Source organism: Sulfurimonas sp., from assembly GCF_028714975.1.
Taxonomy (GTDB): Bacteria; Campylobacterota; Campylobacteria; order Campylobacterales; family Sulfurimonadaceae; genus Sulfurimonas.
On sequence record NZ_JAQTLH010000005.1, the window covers coordinates 126873 to 144892 of the forward strand.

Here is an 18020-nt window from a genome sequence, read left to right on the forward strand (position 1 = left end):
TTGATAGAAGAAATTAAAATAGTTAATCAGTTATTAGAAATTAAACAAATACTGTTGAAACAACAGAGTTTTATAGATTTATTATTACCAAAAAAAATATCTGTTTCTTACCTTGTTGAGAAAACGGGTAAGTCAAGACAATCAATTAGAGAATATTTAATAAATAATTTTGAACCTGAAGAAGATTTTTGGAAAGAAGGTGCTAGAATCTACGTGTCCCGTGAGACTGCGATTACAATCCAATTGAAAGGTTTGTAATGAGTAGAGGTGATGGTAAATTATATTTACGCGGAAATATGATTTGGGTTCAGGGTTCCATAAATGGAAAACTTTACCGTAAATCAACAAATAAAATATATAGTTCTTTTACAAAAAAATGGTTTGAAAACGCAAGAGCGATGGATGTTTTAAAAGAGATGATAGAGGAAGAAACTTCTTTATTATCACTGAAAAATATTAGTTTTGAAAAATTTGGTTTGGAAGTTATTACATTGACTTCTGTTAATCGTGGTGAAGCTACTCAAAAAGATATACTACGAATATTTAAGAAACATATTTTTCCATATTTTAAACATTATGCAATGAGTGATATAAAACCATTTGATATTGTTAAATTTACAGAACAACAGAAAGAAAAATTTTCTGGTGATAGAGCTAAGAGAATTAAAAATGTTCTTGGGTTAATTTTGTCATACGCACATGACAATGAATTAATTGAAAAAAATCCAATGGAAACAAGAACTGTAAAGGGTATCGGTTTTGACACGACACCACAAGACCAAAGAGTTTATACAACCGATGAGGTAAATAAGATTTTGTCAAACGCTTATGGATGGTTAAGAGTTTTTCTTGAAATTTCTTATACAAGTGGGCTCAGAGTTGGCGAGGCAATGGCTTTACAATGGAAAGACTTTGACTTAGATAATGGACTAATGTCTATTAGTCGAAGTATTTCAAAAGGTAAAATCGTAGTTGGTTCAAGTGGTAAAAAGAATCATAATAGATTGATTCCACTATTACCACGAACTCTTGAAGTATTGAAAAGTTATTTTCAAGTTCGCCCATCCAATGAGTGGTTGTTTATAAATAAAGATGGAAGAGTGTTTTTAGAGTCAAAAACGATTGTCAATTACCATTTTAAACCATTCTTAAAAGAGATTGGAGTTGAATATAAAACTCTACAAGCGACAAGAAGAACATACGCTTCAATTATGGATTTTGGTGGGAACACTTTGAGTGATACTAAGTCAGTAATGGGACATAGTGAAAATTCAACTATTATCAATAAACATTATATTAAACAAGGTGTTTTGAATAATGGAAACTACGCTAAAATGGCGGAAAATTCAGAGAGTATATTTAATAGAATGATTGGGTGTAATTGAAAAATGGTGCGAACGGGTAGATTTAAACGTGCACAGTTGTGGCACAGAGAGAACTTTTATCCCTATTTTTAGGGGTTAAATGGACTTTTTCCCTACATTGAGGTGGTAGCGCCCTACGGGTGTGGGAGTTCAAATCTCCCCGGTCGCACCATCTTCTATTTAATAATAGTAATACAATCTTCGCCTTTAGGCACTAAACACAGAAAACTGTAACTCTCTTCCCCTATCGTTTTATAACTATGAGAAACACCTGCCGGAATTAGTAAAATATCGCCTGCTTTAGCCTCTATAATTTCATCTCCGATTTGAACACTAGCACGACCTGATAAAACATACTGTTCATGTTCAACGCTGTTTGTATGAAGCGGCATATATCCGCCTGATTCTATTATAAAGTTACGCATTGCAAAATTAGGCGATTCATCAGGAGATAAAAGCATCTTCATAGATACGCCTTTTCCTGCTTTTTGAGGCATTGCCTCAATAGAATTAATCTCTTTGTGTAGGTACATTATAGCCCCTTATTATAAATTTTTCGGTAGCATATCATAAAAATGTTTGATTTATTTGGAGAGTATTTATGAAAATTGCAAAAAATATAACGGAGTTAATCGGAAATACTCCTTTGGTGAGATTGAATAAGGCATCAGAGATAACGGGTGCAAATATAATAGCAAAATGTGAGTTTATGAATCCGACAAGCTCAGTAAAAGACAGAATCGGTTTTAATATGATTAGGCGAGCGATGGAAGAGGGAAAGATAACGCAAGAAACTACTATTATCGAGCCTACAAGCGGGAATACGGGAATAGCATTGGCGGCAAATTGTGCGGCACAAAATTTAAAACTGATTTTAACAATGCCTGAATCAATGAGCATAGAGAGAAGAAAATTACTAAAAGCATTTGGAGCACAGCTTGTTTTAACTCCGGCTTCACTTGGGATGAGCGGCGCTATTGCCAAAGCGGATGAGCTTGGGTGTGAAATTGAAAATTCGATTGTTTTACAGCAGTTTAAAAATCCATCCAATCCTGAGATTCATATGCTGACAACGGCTAAAGAGATACTGCGTGATACGGATGGCAAGCTTGATGCTTTTGTAGCAGCTGTCGGAACAGGCGGAACATTAAGCGGAACGGCAAAAGTTTTAAAAGAGCAGATCTCAAATATAGCCATTTTTGCGGTAGAGCCTGCAAGCTCTGCGGTTTTATCGGGGGAGTGTGCCGGTGCGCATGCCATTCAAGGTATCGGAGCGGGGTTTGTACCTGATATATTAGATACGACAATCTACGGTGAAGTTATAAAAGTAAGCAATGAAGATGCTATTAACATGGCAAAAAAGTTGGCAAAAGAAGAGGGGCTGCTTGTGGGCATATCTGCGGGTGCAAATGTGTTTGCGACGATGCAGATTGCTTCAAGAGAAGAGTTTAGGGGAAAAACACTCTTAACTATTCTTTGCGATACGGGCGAGAGATATCTAAGCACAGAACTGTTTGATGAGTAACACTTTTTTTGAAACTATCAAAGCAATCGACGGGAAAGTTTTAAATCTCTCATATCATCAAGCAAGGTATGAGAGTGTTTTAAATTATTTCGGTATTAACAAATCGCAAAATTTAAAAGACTTTATACAACCGCCTAAAAATGGACTCTGCAGATGCCGCTTGACTTACGATATATCTAAAACTTACATAGAAGTAACATATCACGAGTATAATAAGAGAGAGATATCTTCATTAAAAATTGTCTATGACGATAGCATAGAGTACTCTATGAAATATGCAAATAGAGATAAACTTGATGAATTATTTTCTTTAAGAGGCGAATGTGACGATATTTTGATAGTAAAAAACTCTCTTATAACCGATACTTCAATAGCAAATATCGCTTTTTTTGACGGCAGCAGATGGATCACCCCTGCATCGCCGCTTTTAAGAGGAACAACAAGAGAGAGGCTCTTAAGAGAGGGTAAAATATTTGAAGAAGAGATAGCTGTAAATGATTTAGAAAAATTTTCACAAGTTGCTCTTATGAATGCGATGATAGATTTTGATATAATTACGAAAAATGCAAAGGATTTTTGTGCTAGATAATTTAATAGAAGATAGAGATTTTGCAAAAATTATGCAAAAAAATATAGAGAATTTAATCATCCTGCTATTTGAAAAAGATCAGAATTTTGGTATTCTTTGTAAAATTGAGCAGATATCTTTTGAGCCTCCGCTACCTAAAAGTATAAGTTCAGAGTTTAGACCTATGACTCTTTTTTTCTTAGCAGGATATACGTTTGATACGGCTAGCATTGTAGATGATATGATAGTTTTTGAAGCCGGTTTTGGAACGGATAACTTTGGCAGCATCGTTACTGTCCCGCTTTTGAGCATTATGCAGATAATCGTAGATGAGACGCCGCTGCTTATAAATTTGGCAAGTTATAAAAAAGAGAATAAAATTATTCAAAAGATGGATAACGGAGGAGTTGAAAATTCAATGGCATCTTTTTTATCAAACCCTGAAAATTCAAAATTTTTAAAAAAATAGAATTACTCTAACGCAATTTGCAGGCTAAATCTGCAAATTGATTTATATTTTATTTAGAGATAGCAGATAATTTACTACATTATCGACAAAAGCATCATGTTTTTTATCTTTTAAGTATGCTATATAAAAACTTCTCTCAATTTTATAATTTTTAAGTCTTGCCTCAAAAAGTTTTCCGTTTGCAAGCTCATTTAGTATCACATGTCTTGACATTACGGAAACAACCGGTCTTTGGCTCTTAGAATCAGCGCATAAAATCGACTCTTTGATAGCGGTTGGGCTTCCGAGTATGCCGAGTACGTTAAAGTTGCTGCATTGAACCCCCATCTCTTCAAAAACATCGCTTGTCAGTTTTCGAGTATGAGAGTGTTCGTCCCTACATATCCAATCAAATCCCATTAAATCTTCGGCAGTTAAATGTTTTTTTAACGGTTGGTTGGAAAATACTACCAACTCGTCTAAAACCCACTCTCTGTAGATGATACCGTCTCTAAAAACAGGAGATTCGATAAGAGCAAGATCTATCTTTTTGTCTTCAAGTTGGTCAATAATCTCACATGACAATCCGACGTTCATATATACATTATTGTTTATTCTGCTTTTAATTTCGCCGAGATAATTCGGCAGAATATAGTTTCCTATCGCATTTGACGAACCCATAATAAATGTAAAATCTTTGTTAATAATTTTTAAAAGTTCTTTCTCGCTGCTCATTATTGCTTTTTCAAGTTTAGTTGCAATTCTAAAAAGGTCTTCACCCTCTTTTGTCAGCAAAATACCGTTCTTTTTTCTTTCTACAATCTTCGTGTCAAGATAATCTTCGATAAATTTTATTTGTTGTGTAACCGCAGGTTGAGATACACCAAGTTTTGCCGATGCTTTTGAAAAACTTTTCTCTTTTATGACCATTAAGAAAGTTTGGAGTTTTGCAAAATCTTTTAACATAATAATTCCTATAAGTATATATAATAAATAAAAGTATAACTCATAATTATAATTAAAGCAATAGTTCTGTAATAATTTATATCTTTTAGGTTATAATAAACTAAAACAATACGAATAGTGACAAAAAAATGGAAAAAATATTTGATAAATTAAACGAGTCGCAGATTTGTGCCGTAAAACAAACGGAAGGTTCGGTGCTGATTTTAGCCGGTGCAGGAAGCGGAAAGACAACTACGATAGTCTCTCGTTTAGCTTACCTCGTTGAGGGAGTCGGGATTCCTGCTTCAAATACTTTAACACTGACATTTACGAATAAAGCTGCAAAAGAGATGAGAGAGAGAGCATCCGCTATGATGGACGGTTCGTCTTATCCTCCTCTTTTGTGTACATTTCATAAATTTGGACTGCTATTTTTAAAATTTCATATTCATCTTTTAAATCGTCAAAATAATTTTGTAGTAATTGATACAGATGATAAAAAGCGCATTATAAAAAAGATAAATAGTGAAATACCTACGCCGCTGATAGCAAGTGAAATATCAAGATATAAAAACTCGCTTTTAAATCCTGATGATGCTTATAAACAGGCAGAATTCTTTAATTATCAGCAGATTGCAAAAATATATGAAGAGTATGAAGCTTATCTTTTGGAGAATAATTTAGTAGATTTTGACGATTTAATCGCACTTACATATAGGCTTTTAGACGAAAATGAGGAGCTTGCCCGCGCTACTTCAGAAAAATATCGCTACATAATGGTAGATGAGTATCAAGATACGAATGAGTTGCAGTTAAAATTGCTGCAAAAACTTTGTTCTGCGCACAATAATTTATGCGTAGTGGGCGATGACGACCAGAGTATATATGGATGGCGCGGCGCACATATAAGAAATATTATGGAGTTTGATCAGGATTTTAAGAATACGGCTGTTTTTAAGCTTGAAGAAAATTATCGCTCAAAAGAGCCGATACTCAGAGTTGCAAATGCACTTATCGAGCATAATCGCTCAAGGCTCGGTAAAAAGCTTATTCCTACTCGCGGAAGCGGTGAAGAGGTAATAATTTTAAACTCTAATGACGAAAATGAGGAGGCTAGAAAAATTGCCTCTAAAATTACCAAGCTTTTAGATTCCGGCATAAGAGCGCAAAATATAGCCGTACTCTATCGCGTCAATGTTTTAAGCCGCTCAATCGAAGAGGGACTTAACCGTGCAGGTATTGCATATAAACTTGTCGGTGGACTCAGATTTTACGACAGAGCCGAGATAAAAGATCTTATAAGTTATATTCGAGTTATTACAAATTTTCATGATGATTTTTCATTTAAACGCATAGTAAATAAGCCAAAAAGAGGTTTAGGCAAAGCAAGCGTAGATAAAATAGAGTTAGCTGCACATGCAAGCGAATTGTCTATGTTTGAGTATATTGAAAAAATTTCGCTTGCAGAATTGGAACTTTTAGTTAAAGGCAAGAATGCAAAAACACTCAAAAAGTTTATAAAAGATATCCAAAGCGTAGCAAAATTAGTAAATGAGTCCACATATAACTTTATAGATGTTTTAGAAGATACTTTTCATCTAAAAGAGATCTACGCAGGTATGCCTGATGAAGCGGAAAAGATACTTAATATGGATGAATTTTACGGACTCTTTAGAGATTTTGTAAAAAATTCGCCGGAGGCATCTTTAGATGAGTTTCTAAATGAATTGACGCTTCAGAGCGAACAGGATCAAGTAGAGGGTGAGAGTATCTATATGATGAGTATTCACGCTTCAAAAGGTTTGGAGTTTGATCATATATTTATTATCGGCTTAGAAGAGGGCTTTTTGCCGCTTGTCGGAGACGGAAGTGACCTTGAGGAAGAGAGAAGACTCGGGTATGTCTCTTTTACGAGAGCCAAAGAGACCTTGACTCTTTCACATGTGGGAAGCAGGTTTTACAAAGGCAGAAGAAGCGATTTGCAAAAGAGCAGATTTTTTAATGAAGCCGGACTTTGTGAAGGTTCGCTTATAGTCGAAAAAAATACAGCCTTTAAAAAGGGCGATTTGGTACGACATAAAATATTCGGTACGGGAAGAGTAAACGGCGTTAGCAAGTCGGGAAGAGAGTTTAAATTAAACATCAACTTCGCAGGCACAAAAAGAGATATACTTGCATCGTTTGTTGAAAGATTATGAATAGACTTTTTGTAGCATATAAACCTTCAGGTATAGGTTCAAACCTCTTTTTATCAAAGTTAAAAAGAAAATATAAAACTAAAAAAGCCGGCTTTTCAGGAACGCTTGACCCGTTTGCAAAGGGGGTTCTTCTTATAGGCATAGGGAGTTATACAAAACTGTTTCGTTTTTTGGATAAAACACCAAAAGTTTATCGTGCAACTCTTTGGCTCGGTGCGAAAAGCGATAGTTTAGATACGGAAATGATAGAAGAAGTGGATATCTTAAAAGAGTTTGACGAAGCGGATGTTTTAAATGTTATAAAATCTCTTCAGGGCGAACTTGAGTATGAACCGCCTATCTTTAGCGCAAAACGCATAGACGGGCAGAGGGCTTATGATTTAGCTCGCGCTGGCAAAGAGTTTACTCTAAATAAGATAAGCTCGACTATATATGAGACAAAACTTATAAGTTATTGCCATCCGTTTGTAACATTTGAAGCAACCGTTTCAGAGGGGACATATATTCGTTCATTGGGGTTAATAGCAGCAAATAGGCTTGGGGTTAAATATGGAAGTCTTAGTGCGCTAGAGAGGCTTAATGAGGGTCAGTTTAAATATTGCGATGAAAAACCGCTTGATATCAAGAAGTCTCTAAATATCAAGCAAAATTATTATTATGGGCAGAACGATAATCTAAAATATGGAAGAGTTCTTGCTTTGGACGATTTAGAGATTAAAGAAGATGGATATTACTGGCTTGATAGCGGCAGTTTTATATCAATTATAAATGTGGCAAATAAAGATGTAAATTATGAATTAGGCAGGATTGAATGTTAGTATTATCCAGAAAAATAGATGAATCAATAGTTATCGGAGATGATATCACTATAAAAATTATATCCGTTGAAAAAGGGGTTGTAAAGTTAGGGATAGATGCGCCCAAAAATGTATCTATTATCAGAAATGAACTGCTTGAAGATGTAAAAAGTGCTAATATTGCAGCTTCTCAAGAGATAAAAATGGATGATTTGACTCTGCTTAGCACTATTATTAAAAAATAAGAGATAGAGAGATGAAGCTCTACAAAGCTTATGCAAAAGTAAATATATTTTTAAAAATCACGGGCACGCGCGGTAATTATCACGAAATAATATCTAGGTTTATGAGAGTGGATACTCTTTATGATGAACTCTCATTTGGTGCTAAGAGCGGCAGTGATGATTTTGAAATCATCGGCGAGTTCTCGTGCAGTACAAAACAAAACACTATATATAAAGCATATACGGCGCTTTTAGAATTTTTGGATGACGCTTTGGCCTCTCAGCTCAAAAATTTAATGAGTAGATATGCCGTGCATGTAAAGAAAAATATTCCGGCTTTTGCAGGTTTAGGCGGTGGAAGCAGTGACGCGGCAACATTTTTAAAAATGTGTAACGAGGTTTTGAATCTTGGACTTAGCAAAAATGATTTGGCACTCGTAGGAGTCAAAGTCGGTGCGGATGTTCCGTTTTTTATTTATGGATATGATAGTGCAAATGTCGCAGGAATAGGCGAAACCGTTGAAGAGTTTAAAGAAGAGTTGCTAAATCTTGAGATTTTTACGCCAAAAATAGAGATAAGTACGCCAAAAGTTTACACAAGTTATAGAGAGAATTTTTACAATCCCATAGATGGTTTTGAAGCAGAAAAGCTGAAAAAGACATCGTCATTAGATATACTTAAAAATATGAACGCGTATAAAGCCAATGATCTATTTAAACCGGCACTTGCCGAATATAAAGAGTTAAAAAATTATTATAAAGAGGGATACTATTTCAGCGGCAGCGGAAGCAGTTTTTTTCGAGTTAAAGAGAGGATAGGGTAAATAATGGGTGAAACAATAGCAAAAAATAAAAAAGCCTATTTTGATTACTTTTTAGAAGAGAAGTTTGAAGCAGGGATAGTTCTTAAGGGAAGTGAAATCAAAGCCATAAGAGCCGGACGAGTCAATTTAAAAGATAGTTTTATCCGTTTTGTGCAAGGCGAAGCATTTCTCTTTAATGCTCACATAGGCAGACTTGAGACGACTCATCACTTCTACGCACATGAAGAAAGAGGCAGCAGAAAACTTCTTTTGCATAAAAAACAGATAGCAAAAATGGTAAAAGCGGTTGAAAAAGATGGTTTTACCGTAGTTCCTTTGCAACTCTATTTTAATGATAGAAATATCGTAAAAATCCAGATTGCCATAGCAAAAGGCAAGCAGCTTCACGATAAAAGAAATGATTTAAAAGAAAAAGATATGAAACGCGATATGGAGCGTTCTATGAAAGATTACTAAATTAATTAAAAGGTACAAAATGACACTATTTCAAATCATTATGCTGGCTGCTTCGGCATTTTTCGCATTTAAAGTTTATGAACATATCCAAGCATTGCAAGACATAGAACCAAAAAGCAGTAACTCATCGCCCTCTTCATTTGATCCCGAAGCACTAGTGCAAAGAGCTGATGAAGCATTTGAGAGCGGTGACTTGCAAAAAGCATTGGCGCTGTTAATCGAGGCAAATGCAAAAGAGTCTCAAAATTCAGATGTTTTATTTAAAATGGGCTATATTTTGCAACAACTCGGCGACAACACAGAAGCACTTAAATACTATAAAGAGGCTCTTGAGAAGGATAAAGAGAATGAGTATATCCACAATTCAATAGCAAGTGTTTATAGAGCCCAAAAAGAGTTTGTATCGGCTAAAATGCATTTAAGCGCATCCATTGGCATAAATGATAAAAATGCCATAACATACTATAACTATGGAAATCTTTTGGTTGATATGAAACATTTGGATGAAGCAAAGGCGATGTACAAAAAAGCAATAGAGCTAAATAGCGATTTTAAAGAAGCAAAAGAGGAGCTTGAAAAGCTTGCTTGAGGAGATTTGCAGATGAAAATATCGGAGATATACGCATTTTTAAATAATCTTTCGCCATTTGAACTTCAGGAGCCTTGGGATAATTCAGGGTTGTTGATTGGAGATTTTGGGCAAGATGTGCAAAAAATAGTCTTAAGCATAGATGTAGACGATATGCTAATTGACTCAATGGAAGAGAATACTCTTTTGATAACGCATCATCCGCTTATTTTCGGAGGACTTAAGCAGCTGGAGTTTAGTAAATATCCCGCAAATTTAATTCGTAAAATGATACAAAAAAATATCTCAAATATCTCAATGCACACAAACTTTGACCAAACGCATCTAAACGAATATGTTGCAACAGAGGTTTTAGGATATAAAATCGCACAAAAAGAGGGATTTGTCGTCTATTTTGATTTAGATGAAGATTTTGATGTTTTTGCTTCAAATGTTGCCACTTCTTTTTCGCTCCCGCATACAAAATGCGTAAAAAGTTCTAAAAGAGTAAAAAGAGCAGCTTTAACAACAGGTTCGGGATGCTCTTTGATTAAATCTATAAAAGCAGATTGTTTTTTAACGGGAGATATAAAATATCACGATGCTATGGAGGCAAAAAGTATAAATTTGTCGTTAATTGATATAGGACATTTTGAGAGTGAACACTTTTTTGCAGAGATTTTGCTTAAACATTTGAAAAATTTAGGTTTAGAAGCTATAATTTCGTCATCAAAAAACCCTTTTACTTATATTTAATAAATCGGTACAACTATTTAATCCAAAGGAGATTAATGAACTTACATCTAAAACAGCTAATTGACCTATCACATGTAGATAAAGAGATAGATGCTTTTGAACCGCAAATAGAGGAAGCCAACTACAAACTTGAAGCAGCCCTTGCAAAAAAACAGAGCATCGATTCCGATATTGAAAACTTAACCAAAGAGATTAGGGATGAAGAGATCAAAAAGAAGAAAAACGAGCTTCATCTTGGAGAACTTTCTCAAAAATTAGAAGATAATTCTAAAAAAAGCAGTGAAATTAAAACAGAACGCGAAATGAAATCACTTCAACTTGAAGAAGAGATTGCAAAGGAACAAGTAAATTTTGCAAACGAAGAGATTGAAAGACTTGAGAGAATTGTTGAGTTAAAAACTCAGCAGGTTGAAGCTGCAAAAAAATCTTTAGAAGAGATAGAAGCAAATTTAGTATCCATAAAAGCTGAAGTAGATCAGAAACTTGAAGTTATAAACAACTCTTGTCAAGAAGTTTTTTTGAAAAAAGAGAAGCTAATTTCTGAAATGAATCAAAAAGGTCTTGCGTTTTATCAAAAAATTCGCAGATGGGCTAAAAATACGACTGTAGTACCTGTTGAGGAACAAGCTTGTATGGGCTGTCATATGGTTATTAGCGATAAAATTTATGCAGATGTTATAAAAGCTGAAGAGATTACGACTTGTCCACACTGCGGGCGTATTCTCTACATGGAAACTGATAAAGAATAGGCTTGAAGCCTTTTACCCTTCTATATTTTATCTTAAGCGTGGTGCTCTATCTTGTAGCACTGCCGCTTTTGGTTTATCTCTCGTTTAAACAAAAATATAAAGAGTCGATTCCGGCTCGTTTTTTTCTTTTTAACAATCCAAGATTTAAAAGCGGTAACGGAGTTTGGTTTCATGTATGCTCACTCGGAGAAGCAAGAGCTCTAAAGCCGATTCTAGAACTTCTAAATGACTATGAGATAAAAATCACGACTATAACACATACGGGTCAAGCAGAAGCAAAAAGATATAATGCGGAAGTTAGGTATTTGCCGTATGAGATGTTTTTACAGTTTTGGGTTAAAAAACAGGATGTTTTAGTAGTTTTAGAAGCAGAATTTTGGTATATGCTCTTTAGCGTTATGAGAGCAAAAGGAACTAGAATTATACTTTTAAATGCCCGTATCTCCGAGAAAAGTGTTAAAAAATATCTTCAATTTGCTTGGTTTTACGAGAAACTGCTCTCAAATGTGGAAGTGATTTATGCTCAAAGCGAAGCTGATAAAAACCGTTTTATCGCACTCGGGGCCAAAAATATCGAAGTTATCGGAAATATTAAGTTAGCCGGTAAAATCAGTAAAACAAAAGATTATAAAAAGCCAAATGCAGAGTTGATAGTTGCAGGCAGCACCCATGAGGGTGAAGAAGAGAGTGTTTTAAAATCATTTGTAGAGTACAAAAAGCAGAGTGACGCAAAGCTGGCTGTTGTTCCAAGACATCCTGAGAGATTTGAAGCGGTATATGAACTTATGAAAAAGTATGCCGCTAAAAGCTCTTTGACTCTAAGCCGATTTTCGCAAGATAAAGAGTTTAAAGCGGATATGGTTTTAGTCGATGTTATGGGAGAGCTAAATAATATTTATGCAATAAGCGATATAGTAATCTTAGGCGGTGCTTTCAGAGAGGATGTGGGCGGACACAATCCGCTTGAACCTGCGCATTTTGGATGTAAAATAATTACTGGAAAACACTTCTTTCATCAAAAAGAACTTTTCAGATATGTTCATCATGTTCAGTATGTAGAGCCTGATGAGATTCATAAAGCACTTATGGCATCAAAAGAGTTACCGCCGAGTATGGTAGAAGAGAAGATAGATTTAAAACCTGTAGTAGAGAGAATAATAAAAAATCCAAATCTACCTCTTTAGGGGTTGGTTTTAGTGTTTGTAAAAAAAATTAAGGAAATAAATATTATGGCATTAGAAAAAGCATATAAACTTTTAGCGGCACAAGAGGGAATTTCAAATTCGGAAGCAAAATCAATGATAGACCGCGGTTTGGTATATGCCGCAAATAAAAAAGTGATGATTGCCCGAGGAGATATTGATACAAAAACTCTATTTAAAGTTGAAAAAATAGAAAAGATAAAGCCTATTTTTGAAAATAATGATTTGGTTGTCGTAGATAAACCTGCCCATGTAAACTCGGATGAGATTGAGAGACAGTTTAAACCGGCGGTACTTCTGCATAGACTCGACCGTGAAACAAGCGGAGTTTTGATGCTTGTAAAAAATGAAGAGTTTAGAGAAAAAGCGATACAAGAGTTTAAAAAAGATAGAGTTTACAAAGAGTATATCGCATGGATTGAGGGGATTTTAAGTGAGCCCGTAGATGTTGATAAGCCGATACTTACTACTAAGAAAAACAATCGTGCATCTTCAAATGTATCGGCAAAAGGAAAACCTGCAAGAACAGAGATTTTTCCCGATATTGTCAGCGGAAACAAAACAAAAGTTAAATGTATTATCCATCACGGAAGAACACATCAGATAAGAACCCATCTAAGATATATAGAACACCCGATAGTCGGTGATGAGCAGTACGGCGGAAGACGGGCAAAACGCGTAATGCTTCATGCTTACAAAGTAAGACTTCTTGGCATGGAGTTTATAGCGCCTGAGCCAAAGACATTTGTTCATTTTGAGTAATAAAGAGTTTGTGGTATGTTTATATGTTAAAATGCAGTGATGATACACTATATACAGGTATTACCACAGATTTAGATAGAAGAGTGTATGAACACAACAACTTGCCAAAAGCGGCGAAATATACGCGTATTAGAAGACCGGTCGAATTAATATATTTTGAGTCTTGCGAAAATAAAAGCAGTGCATCTAAACGAGAGTATGAGATAAAGAAACTCTCAAGAGTTCAAAAGCTCTTCCTTGTAAAATAATGCGTCTTTTTGTTGATGGCGATGCTTTTCCAAATTTGCTCAAACCGATTTTGTTTCGTTCCATTGAGAGATTAAACATAGAGACTTTTGTTGTCTCAAACAAATCTATAACTATAGGGAAATCCAAACTTATAAGCTATATAATTGTAGAGCAGGGTGCAGATGAAGCAGATAATTATATAGCAGAAGTCGTAAAAGAGGGAGATTTGGTAATTACTGCAGATATTCCACTCGCAGATAGAATTATAAGTAAAGCGGCACATGCTATTGATCATCGAGGCGAACTCTATAGCGTGGATAATATCAAACAATATTTGGCGATAAGAAATTTAATGGAAAAAGTTCGCGAGAGCGGAGAAATAACAAAGGGACCAAAACCATTTGACCAAAAAGATGCACATCAATTTGCAAATCAGCTCCATAAATTTTTGACTAAGTGTTATAAATAAACATATCAAATATGTAGTTAATAACTTTATAATAAAAGAATACTTAAAGTAACTTTCAGCTACAATTCGCCACTTTTTACATCCGAGATAATTTAAAAGAGGAGGGTTTATGTTTGACATATTAACAGATTCATTTACAAATGCTATTAGAAAAATTCGCTTTCATGATGATGAAAAAGCCCTGACTAAAGCTCTTGATGAGTTAAAAAAATCTCTTTTAAAAGCAGATGTAAACCATAAAGTCGTTAAAGATTTAATTTTTAAAGTTCAAATAGAGACTAGAAAAAACGGAATCGGCAAAGATCAATTTTTAGCCGCGCTAAGAGATGCTCTGCATGAACTGCTAGAAATCGGAGGAAATAGAGGTTTTATATTTGCATCAAAACCTCCTACCGTTATCTTAATGACGGGACTTCAAGGTTCAGGTAAAACAACTACAACCGGTAAATTGGCTTTATATCTAAAAAGCAAACAAAAAAAGGTTTTAGTTGTTGCAGCCGACTTACAGCGTTTGGCAGCGGTTGAGCAACTTCGTCAAATTACGGCAAAAATTGAAGTTGAACTTTATGAAGACAGCAGCACGAAAAATCCGGTAGAAGTTGTTACTGCCGCGCTAAAAAAAGCAAACAGCGGTATATATGATGTCGTTCTAATAGATACGGCAGGTCGTTTGGCAATAGATAATGAACTTATGGATGAGCTTGAAGCTGTTAAAAAAGCGGCAAATCCAAGTGAAATCTTTTATGTTGCAGACTCTTTAACCGGTCAAGATGCGGTTAAAACTGCTACAACTTTTAAAGAAAAAATCGGAATTGACGGTGTAATTTTAAGTAAATACGACGGCGATTCAAAAGGCGGTGTTGCGCTTGGGTTATCGTCACAAGTGCAGGTTCCTCTTCGTTTTATCGGTAGCGGTGAGAAGATGGAAGATTTGGAAGTTTTCTTGCCGGATCGCGTTGTAAATCGTCTTATGGGATTTGGAGACATAGAGGGTCTGGCCGAAAAAACGGCATCTGCAATTGATGAAAAACAGGCTAAAAAGCTTACCTCGAAAATCAAAAAAGGTGAGTTTAACTTCAACGACTTCTTAGAACAGATGGAAAGCATGAAGAAGATGGGCAGTATGAAATCTTTAATGGGCATGATTCCGGGTATGGGAAATATGTCTAAAGCACTCAAAGATTTTGACCTTGAAAACTCCGGAGAGCTTAAAAACATTAAAGCTATGGTCTCATCTATGACAATGAAAGAGAGAGAAAATCCGGATTTGTTAAATAATTCCCGCAAGCAAAGAATTGCAAACGGTTGCGGGCTTAGTCAAATTGAGATAAACAGAATGATTAAACAGTTCAAAAATGCCGGTAAAATGGCTAAGAGATTCTCAGGTAAGAACGGTATGAAAGATCTTCAAGCAATGATGGGTCAAATGGGCGGTGCAGGAGCACTCAGAAGATAGCTCCTGCCTTGTGAGAGTAAATCTATAAACTTTTAGAAGCTTATAGATTTGCATTCAAAATGCAAAATTTAACATATACAGCAAGTTGAAATATGACTTGCGCAGAGAAGGACAAAACATGGCAACAGTAATTCGCCTAACTAGAATGGGAAGAAAAAAACAACCTTTTTACCGTATCGCGGTAACAGATTCACGCAAAAGAAGAGACGGTGGTTGGATTGAGTTAATTGGACATCACAATCCAATGGTAGCAGAGAAAACAACAGTTGTTGATAATGAGAGATTAGATTACTGGTTGAGCGTCGGTGCTAAAATGAGTGATCGCGTTAAAAAGATAACAGGTCGTTAATATGATAGCTGATTTTGTCGCACAATTTGCAAGACTTATAGCATCTTACCCTGATGATGTAAGAGTTGAGGTAAAAGAGGGCGATGAAATAACTGAGATTCTGCTCTATGCCAATCAAGCCGATATCGGCAAATTGATTGGTAAAGAGGGGAAGATGATTGGTGCGATTAAAACCGTTATATCCGGCTGTAAAGCAAAAGACGGCATGAGTTACCGTATTAATGTCGAAGCAACTAAGTAAACTACTTCATATCGCTACAATCGGCAAAGTTGTCGGTTTAAAAGGTGAGATGAAGCTTCATATCAAGAGTGACTTTCCCGAGCAGTTTAAAAAAGGTGCTTCATTTCCGATAAATGAAAATGAGAGCCTGACTATTAGTGAAGTAAATCATGAAAGAGGTCTTGTAAAATTTGTCGGCTATGCTTCGCCTGAAGATGCTAAAAAACTTACAAATAAAAAATTATATACAACAATAGAGAGAACAAGAAAAGAGTGCCGCTTAGATGATGGCGAATATTTTTGGTTTGATATTGAAGGTTGTAGCGTAATTGAAGATGGTAAAGTTTTAGGCGTTGTTGATGAGGTTGATAGAATTTCAGTCACAAATTATCTTAGTATAAAAACTGATGAAGCTTTAGTAAAAGAGGGGTTTGCAAAAAGTTTTTTAATTCCTTTTAGCAAACCTTTTACGATAAGTACCGACATAAAAGAGAAAATCATAACCGTTAGCGGTGCTATGGATATTTTAGAAGCTTCATAATGAAATTTACTTTTGTAACTCTTTTTCAAAATATAGTTGAAGGATATTTTGGGGACTCTATTTTAAAAAGAGCAATTGATAAAGATATTTTACATATAGAGTATATAAATCCTAGGGATTTTAGCAACTCTAAACATTATAAAGTTGATGATACTGCGGTTGGAGGTGGTGCCGGAATGGTAATGAATCCGCAGCCGTTGTATGATACTTTAAATGCATTAAAAATTAAAGAGAATGATGTACATATTATTTTTTTAACTCCCGTTGCAAAACCTTTTAGACAAAATGATGCTAAAAGATTGGCAAAAAAATCCCATATAGCTTTTGTGAGTGGAAGATATGAGGGAATTGATGAGAGAGTTGTCGAAAAATATGCAGATGAAGTTTTTAGTATCGGCGATTATATTTTAACCGGGGGCGAGTTGGCTTCTTTGGTTATTTGTGATGCTATTTCCAGAAATGTAAACGGTGTTCTTGGAAATAGTGACTCTTTATGCGTAGAGAGTTTTGAGACTAAACTTTTAGAAGCACCGTCTTTCTCTAAACCGGAAAATTATGATAACAATTGTGTTCCATCAGAATACTTAAAGGGAAATCATAGTAAAATTCGCTCACTAAAATTAGCTCTATCTGAATGTAAGACTAAATTCTTCAGACCTGAGCAGCTTTTAAAGCATAGAACAAGGAAATCTTATGAGAAATAAGTACATAGAAAACTTTGAAAAAGCACAAGTAGCTGGAAAAAATATTCCGGATTTTCGTGCTGGTGATACTGTTCGTTTGGCAGTAACAATTACAGAAGGTGACAAAACTCGTGTACAAAATTACGAGGGTGTTTGTATTGCAAAAAGAGGTCAAGGTACCGGTCAAACTATTACAGTTCGTAAAATTGGCGCTAACAGCATAGGAATTGAGAGAATATTCCCACTTTACAGTGACTCAATCAGTGAAATAGCAGTGATTCGTCGCGGTCGTGTTCGTCGCGCTAAGCTGTTTTATCTTCGTGATCTTGCCGGTAAAAAAGCTCGTATCAAAGAACTTAGAAGAAAATAATCTTCTAAGTTTTCCACTTTTTTCATCTTGTTTTTTTAAAATTCATCTTCAAAGTCATATAATCTTAAACTAATTCTTGTTTCAGCTATTCTAATAATGCTAAGTTAAAATCAAAATACTTACGGTCTTATTTAATATATACATATATAATGCTTTTTAAATCACCATAAAAATATGATTTTATAAAATTTGAAAATCTTTCCAAATCCCCCTAAAATTTAAGCCTCTCCTAAGAATCATTTGTCTATAATTCCCATCCACAAACACAGAGACCTAAAGTTTAGGACCTGAAGAAGCCTTAAGTAGAGGTTTTTAGAT

At 35.1% G+C, this 18020-nt stretch carries 25 protein-coding genes; 23 read left to right on the top strand and 2 right to left on the bottom strand.

The window, feature by feature from the left end; all coding sequences use genetic code 11:
* Both PHQ93_RS06520 and PHQ93_RS06525 read left to right on the top strand, forming a co-directional pair.
* Nucleotides 1–258 carry a hypothetical protein gene (locus PHQ93_RS06520; RefSeq protein ID WP_299942326.1) on the top strand — a complete coding sequence of 86 codons (258 nt, stop codon included), beginning with the start codon at nucleotides 1–3 and terminating at the stop codon, nucleotides 256–258.
* Nucleotides 258–1385 (top strand): tyrosine-type recombinase/integrase, encoded by a 1128-nt coding sequence (locus PHQ93_RS06525; RefSeq protein ID WP_299942328.1) that lies wholly within the window; start codon nucleotides 258–260, stop codon nucleotides 1383–1385. Before PHQ93_RS06520 ends, PHQ93_RS06525 begins: the two co-directional genes overlap by 1 nt.
* Nucleotides 1386–1540: 155 nt before the next feature.
* On the opposite strand, the gene PHQ93_RS06530 is transcribed toward PHQ93_RS06525, so the two are convergent.
* Nucleotides 1541–1897: a cupin domain-containing protein gene (locus PHQ93_RS06530; protein ID WP_299942330.1), complete on the bottom strand. Its 357-nt coding sequence runs from the start codon at nucleotides 1895–1897 to the stop codon at nucleotides 1541–1543.
* Nucleotides 1898–1965: 68 nt separating this feature from the next.
* On the opposite strand from PHQ93_RS06530, the gene cysK reads away from it, so the two are divergent.
* From cysK to PHQ93_RS06545, 3 genes are read left to right on the top strand one after another with little or no spacing between them, the layout of a single operon-like run.
* Complete coding sequence (cysK, locus tag PHQ93_RS06535; RefSeq protein WP_299942332.1) at nucleotides 1966–2889, top strand: cysteine synthase A; 924 nt, start codon at nucleotides 1966–1968, stop codon at nucleotides 2887–2889.
* Nucleotides 2882–3478, top strand: a complete 597-nt coding sequence (locus tag PHQ93_RS06540; protein WP_299942334.1) for an aminotransferase class IV family protein — start codon at nucleotides 2882–2884, stop codon at nucleotides 3476–3478. Before cysK ends, PHQ93_RS06540 begins: the two co-directional genes overlap by 8 nt.
* Nucleotides 3468–3926, top strand: coding sequence for a hypothetical protein (locus PHQ93_RS06545; RefSeq protein ID WP_299942336.1), 459 nt, complete (start codon nucleotides 3468–3470; stop codon nucleotides 3924–3926). The genes PHQ93_RS06540 and PHQ93_RS06545 overlap by 11 nt, the downstream gene beginning before the upstream one ends.
* A gap of 42 nt (nucleotides 3927–3968) precedes the next feature.
* Here the strand turns inward: PHQ93_RS06545 and PHQ93_RS06550 are convergent, their stop codons facing one another.
* Nucleotides 3969–4871, bottom strand: a complete 903-nt coding sequence (locus tag PHQ93_RS06550; RefSeq protein WP_299942338.1) for a LysR family transcriptional regulator — start codon at nucleotides 4869–4871, stop codon at nucleotides 3969–3971.
* Nucleotides 4872–4999: 128 nt separating this feature from the next.
* Between PHQ93_RS06550 and PHQ93_RS06555 the strand changes: the two genes are divergently transcribed.
* The 18 genes from PHQ93_RS06555 (at nucleotide 5000) to rplS (ending at nucleotide 17702) form a co-directional block, all read left to right on the top strand.
* A complete protein-coding gene (locus tag PHQ93_RS06555) occupies nucleotides 5000–7048 on the top strand; it encodes an ATP-dependent helicase (RefSeq protein WP_299942341.1) in 2049 nt (682 codons plus the stop codon).
* Nucleotides 7045–7866, top strand: a complete 822-nt coding sequence (gene truB / locus PHQ93_RS06560) for a tRNA pseudouridine(55) synthase TruB (protein WP_299942343.1) — start codon at nucleotides 7045–7047, stop codon at nucleotides 7864–7866. The genes PHQ93_RS06555 and truB overlap by 4 nt, the downstream gene beginning before the upstream one ends.
* Nucleotides 7860–8090, top strand: coding sequence for a carbon storage regulator CsrA (gene csrA, locus PHQ93_RS06565; RefSeq protein ID WP_299942345.1), 231 nt, complete (start codon nucleotides 7860–7862; stop codon nucleotides 8088–8090). The genes truB and csrA overlap by 7 nt, the downstream gene beginning before the upstream one ends.
* 11 nt (nucleotides 8091–8101) lie before the next feature.
* Entirely contained in the window at nucleotides 8102–8893 is a 792-nt protein-coding gene (locus PHQ93_RS06570) for a 4-(cytidine 5'-diphospho)-2-C-methyl-D-erythritol kinase (RefSeq protein ID WP_299942347.1), read from the top strand.
* Nucleotides 8894–8896: 3 nt separating this feature from the next.
* Nucleotides 8897–9349: an SsrA-binding protein SmpB gene (gene smpB / locus PHQ93_RS06575; RefSeq protein ID WP_299942348.1), complete on the top strand. Its 453-nt coding sequence runs from the start codon at nucleotides 8897–8899 to the stop codon at nucleotides 9347–9349.
* Between the two features lie 19 nt (nucleotides 9350–9368).
* The gene (locus PHQ93_RS06580) at nucleotides 9369–9938 is read left to right on the top strand and encodes a tetratricopeptide repeat protein (RefSeq protein ID WP_299942350.1); all 570 of its coding nucleotides are present in this window, start codon (nucleotides 9369–9371) and stop codon (nucleotides 9936–9938) included.
* A 12-nt stretch (nucleotides 9939–9950) separates the two neighbouring features.
* Entirely contained in the window at nucleotides 9951–10673 is a 723-nt protein-coding gene (locus PHQ93_RS06585) for a Nif3-like dinuclear metal center hexameric protein (RefSeq protein ID WP_299942352.1), read from the top strand.
* A 35-nt stretch (nucleotides 10674–10708) separates the two neighbouring features.
* Entirely contained in the window at nucleotides 10709–11422 is a 714-nt protein-coding gene (locus PHQ93_RS06590) for a C4-type zinc ribbon domain-containing protein (protein ID WP_299942354.1), read from the top strand.
* A gap of 2 nt (nucleotides 11423–11424) precedes the next feature.
* Nucleotides 11425–12606 (top strand): lipid IV(A) 3-deoxy-D-manno-octulosonic acid transferase, encoded by a 1182-nt coding sequence (gene waaA, locus PHQ93_RS06595; RefSeq protein WP_299942356.1) that lies wholly within the window; start codon nucleotides 11425–11427, stop codon nucleotides 12604–12606.
* Between the two features lie 45 nt (nucleotides 12607–12651).
* Complete coding sequence (locus PHQ93_RS06600) at nucleotides 12652–13386, top strand: RNA pseudouridine synthase (RefSeq protein WP_299942358.1); 735 nt, start codon at nucleotides 12652–12654, stop codon at nucleotides 13384–13386.
* A 23-nt stretch (nucleotides 13387–13409) separates the two neighbouring features.
* Nucleotides 13410–13634 carry a GIY-YIG nuclease family protein gene (locus PHQ93_RS06605; protein ID WP_299942360.1) on the top strand — a complete coding sequence of 75 codons (225 nt, stop codon included), beginning with the start codon at nucleotides 13410–13412 and terminating at the stop codon, nucleotides 13632–13634.
* Nucleotides 13634–14083: a YaiI/YqxD family protein gene (locus PHQ93_RS06610; protein WP_299942362.1), complete on the top strand. Its 450-nt coding sequence runs from the start codon at nucleotides 13634–13636 to the stop codon at nucleotides 14081–14083. Before PHQ93_RS06605 ends, PHQ93_RS06610 begins: the two co-directional genes overlap by 1 nt.
* 109 nt (nucleotides 14084–14192) lie before the next feature.
* Nucleotides 14193–15539: a signal recognition particle protein gene (gene ffh, locus PHQ93_RS06615; protein WP_299942364.1), complete on the top strand. Its 1347-nt coding sequence runs from the start codon at nucleotides 14193–14195 to the stop codon at nucleotides 15537–15539.
* A 118-nt stretch (nucleotides 15540–15657) separates the two neighbouring features.
* Nucleotides 15658–15888, top strand: a complete 231-nt coding sequence (gene rpsP, locus PHQ93_RS06620) for a 30S ribosomal protein S16 (RefSeq protein ID WP_011372086.1) — start codon at nucleotides 15658–15660, stop codon at nucleotides 15886–15888.
* Nucleotide 15889: 1 nt separating this feature from the next.
* On the top strand, nucleotides 15890–16129 hold the full coding sequence (locus tag PHQ93_RS06625; RefSeq protein WP_299916344.1) for a KH domain-containing protein: 240 nt from the start codon (nucleotides 15890–15892) through the stop codon (nucleotides 16127–16129).
* The gene (rimM, locus tag PHQ93_RS06630) at nucleotides 16110–16649 is read left to right on the top strand and encodes a ribosome maturation factor RimM (protein WP_299942365.1); all 540 of its coding nucleotides are present in this window, start codon (nucleotides 16110–16112) and stop codon (nucleotides 16647–16649) included. The genes PHQ93_RS06625 and rimM overlap by 20 nt, the downstream gene beginning before the upstream one ends.
* Entirely contained in the window at nucleotides 16649–17353 is a 705-nt protein-coding gene (gene trmD / locus PHQ93_RS06635) for a tRNA (guanosine(37)-N1)-methyltransferase TrmD (protein WP_299942367.1), read from the top strand. The genes rimM and trmD overlap by 1 nt, the downstream gene beginning before the upstream one ends.
* Nucleotides 17343–17702, top strand: coding sequence for a 50S ribosomal protein L19 (gene rplS, locus PHQ93_RS06640; protein ID WP_294879943.1), 360 nt, complete (start codon nucleotides 17343–17345; stop codon nucleotides 17700–17702). The genes trmD and rplS overlap by 11 nt, the downstream gene beginning before the upstream one ends.
* Nucleotides 17703–18020: the final 318 nt, after the last annotated feature.

Coding starts and splice junctions, on each gene's coding strand:
- PHQ93_RS06580 (WP_299942350.1), top strand. CDS start 9,369: ATGACACTATTTCAAATCATTATGCTGGCTGCTTCGGCATTTTTCGCA.
- PHQ93_RS06625 (WP_299916344.1), top strand. CDS start 15,890: ATGATAGCTGATTTTGTCGCACAATTTGCAAGACTTATAGCATCTTAC.
- smpB (WP_299942348.1), top strand. CDS start 8,897: ATGGGTGAAACAATAGCAAAAAATAAAAAAGCCTATTTTGATTACTTT.
- PHQ93_RS06525 (WP_299942328.1), top strand. CDS start 258: ATGAGTAGAGGTGATGGTAAATTATATTTACGCGGAAATATGATTTGG.
- PHQ93_RS06555 (WP_299942341.1), top strand. CDS start 5,000: ATGGAAAAAATATTTGATAAATTAAACGAGTCGCAGATTTGTGCCGTA.
- PHQ93_RS06540 (WP_299942334.1), top strand. CDS start 2,882: ATGAGTAACACTTTTTTTGAAACTATCAAAGCAATCGACGGGAAAGTT.
- PHQ93_RS06530 (WP_299942330.1), bottom strand. CDS start 1,897: ATGTACCTACACAAAGAGATTAATTCTATTGAGGCAATGCCTCAAAAA.
- csrA (WP_299942345.1), top strand. CDS start 7,860: ATGTTAGTATTATCCAGAAAAATAGATGAATCAATAGTTATCGGAGAT.
- rplS (WP_294879943.1), top strand. CDS start 17,343: ATGAGAAATAAGTACATAGAAAACTTTGAAAAAGCACAAGTAGCTGGA.
- rpsP (WP_011372086.1), top strand. CDS start 15,658: ATGGCAACAGTAATTCGCCTAACTAGAATGGGAAGAAAAAAACAACCT.
- PHQ93_RS06585 (WP_299942352.1), top strand. CDS start 9,951: ATGAAAATATCGGAGATATACGCATTTTTAAATAATCTTTCGCCATTT.
- truB (WP_299942343.1), top strand. CDS start 7,045: ATGAATAGACTTTTTGTAGCATATAAACCTTCAGGTATAGGTTCAAAC.
- PHQ93_RS06605 (WP_299942360.1), top strand. CDS start 13,410: ATGTTAAAATGCAGTGATGATACACTATATACAGGTATTACCACAGAT.
- rimM (WP_299942365.1), top strand. CDS start 16,110: ATGTCGAAGCAACTAAGTAAACTACTTCATATCGCTACAATCGGCAAA.
- PHQ93_RS06570 (WP_299942347.1), top strand. CDS start 8,102: ATGAAGCTCTACAAAGCTTATGCAAAAGTAAATATATTTTTAAAAATC.
- PHQ93_RS06610 (WP_299942362.1), top strand. CDS start 13,634: ATGCGTCTTTTTGTTGATGGCGATGCTTTTCCAAATTTGCTCAAACCG.
- PHQ93_RS06600 (WP_299942358.1), top strand. CDS start 12,652: ATGGCATTAGAAAAAGCATATAAACTTTTAGCGGCACAAGAGGGAATT.
- ffh (WP_299942364.1), top strand. CDS start 14,193: ATGTTTGACATATTAACAGATTCATTTACAAATGCTATTAGAAAAATT.
- cysK (WP_299942332.1), top strand. CDS start 1,966: ATGAAAATTGCAAAAAATATAACGGAGTTAATCGGAAATACTCCTTTG.
- PHQ93_RS06590 (WP_299942354.1), top strand. CDS start 10,709: ATGAACTTACATCTAAAACAGCTAATTGACCTATCACATGTAGATAAA.
- trmD (WP_299942367.1), top strand. CDS start 16,649: ATGAAATTTACTTTTGTAACTCTTTTTCAAAATATAGTTGAAGGATAT.
- PHQ93_RS06550 (WP_299942338.1), bottom strand. CDS start 4,871: ATGTTAAAAGATTTTGCAAAACTCCAAACTTTCTTAATGGTCATAAAA.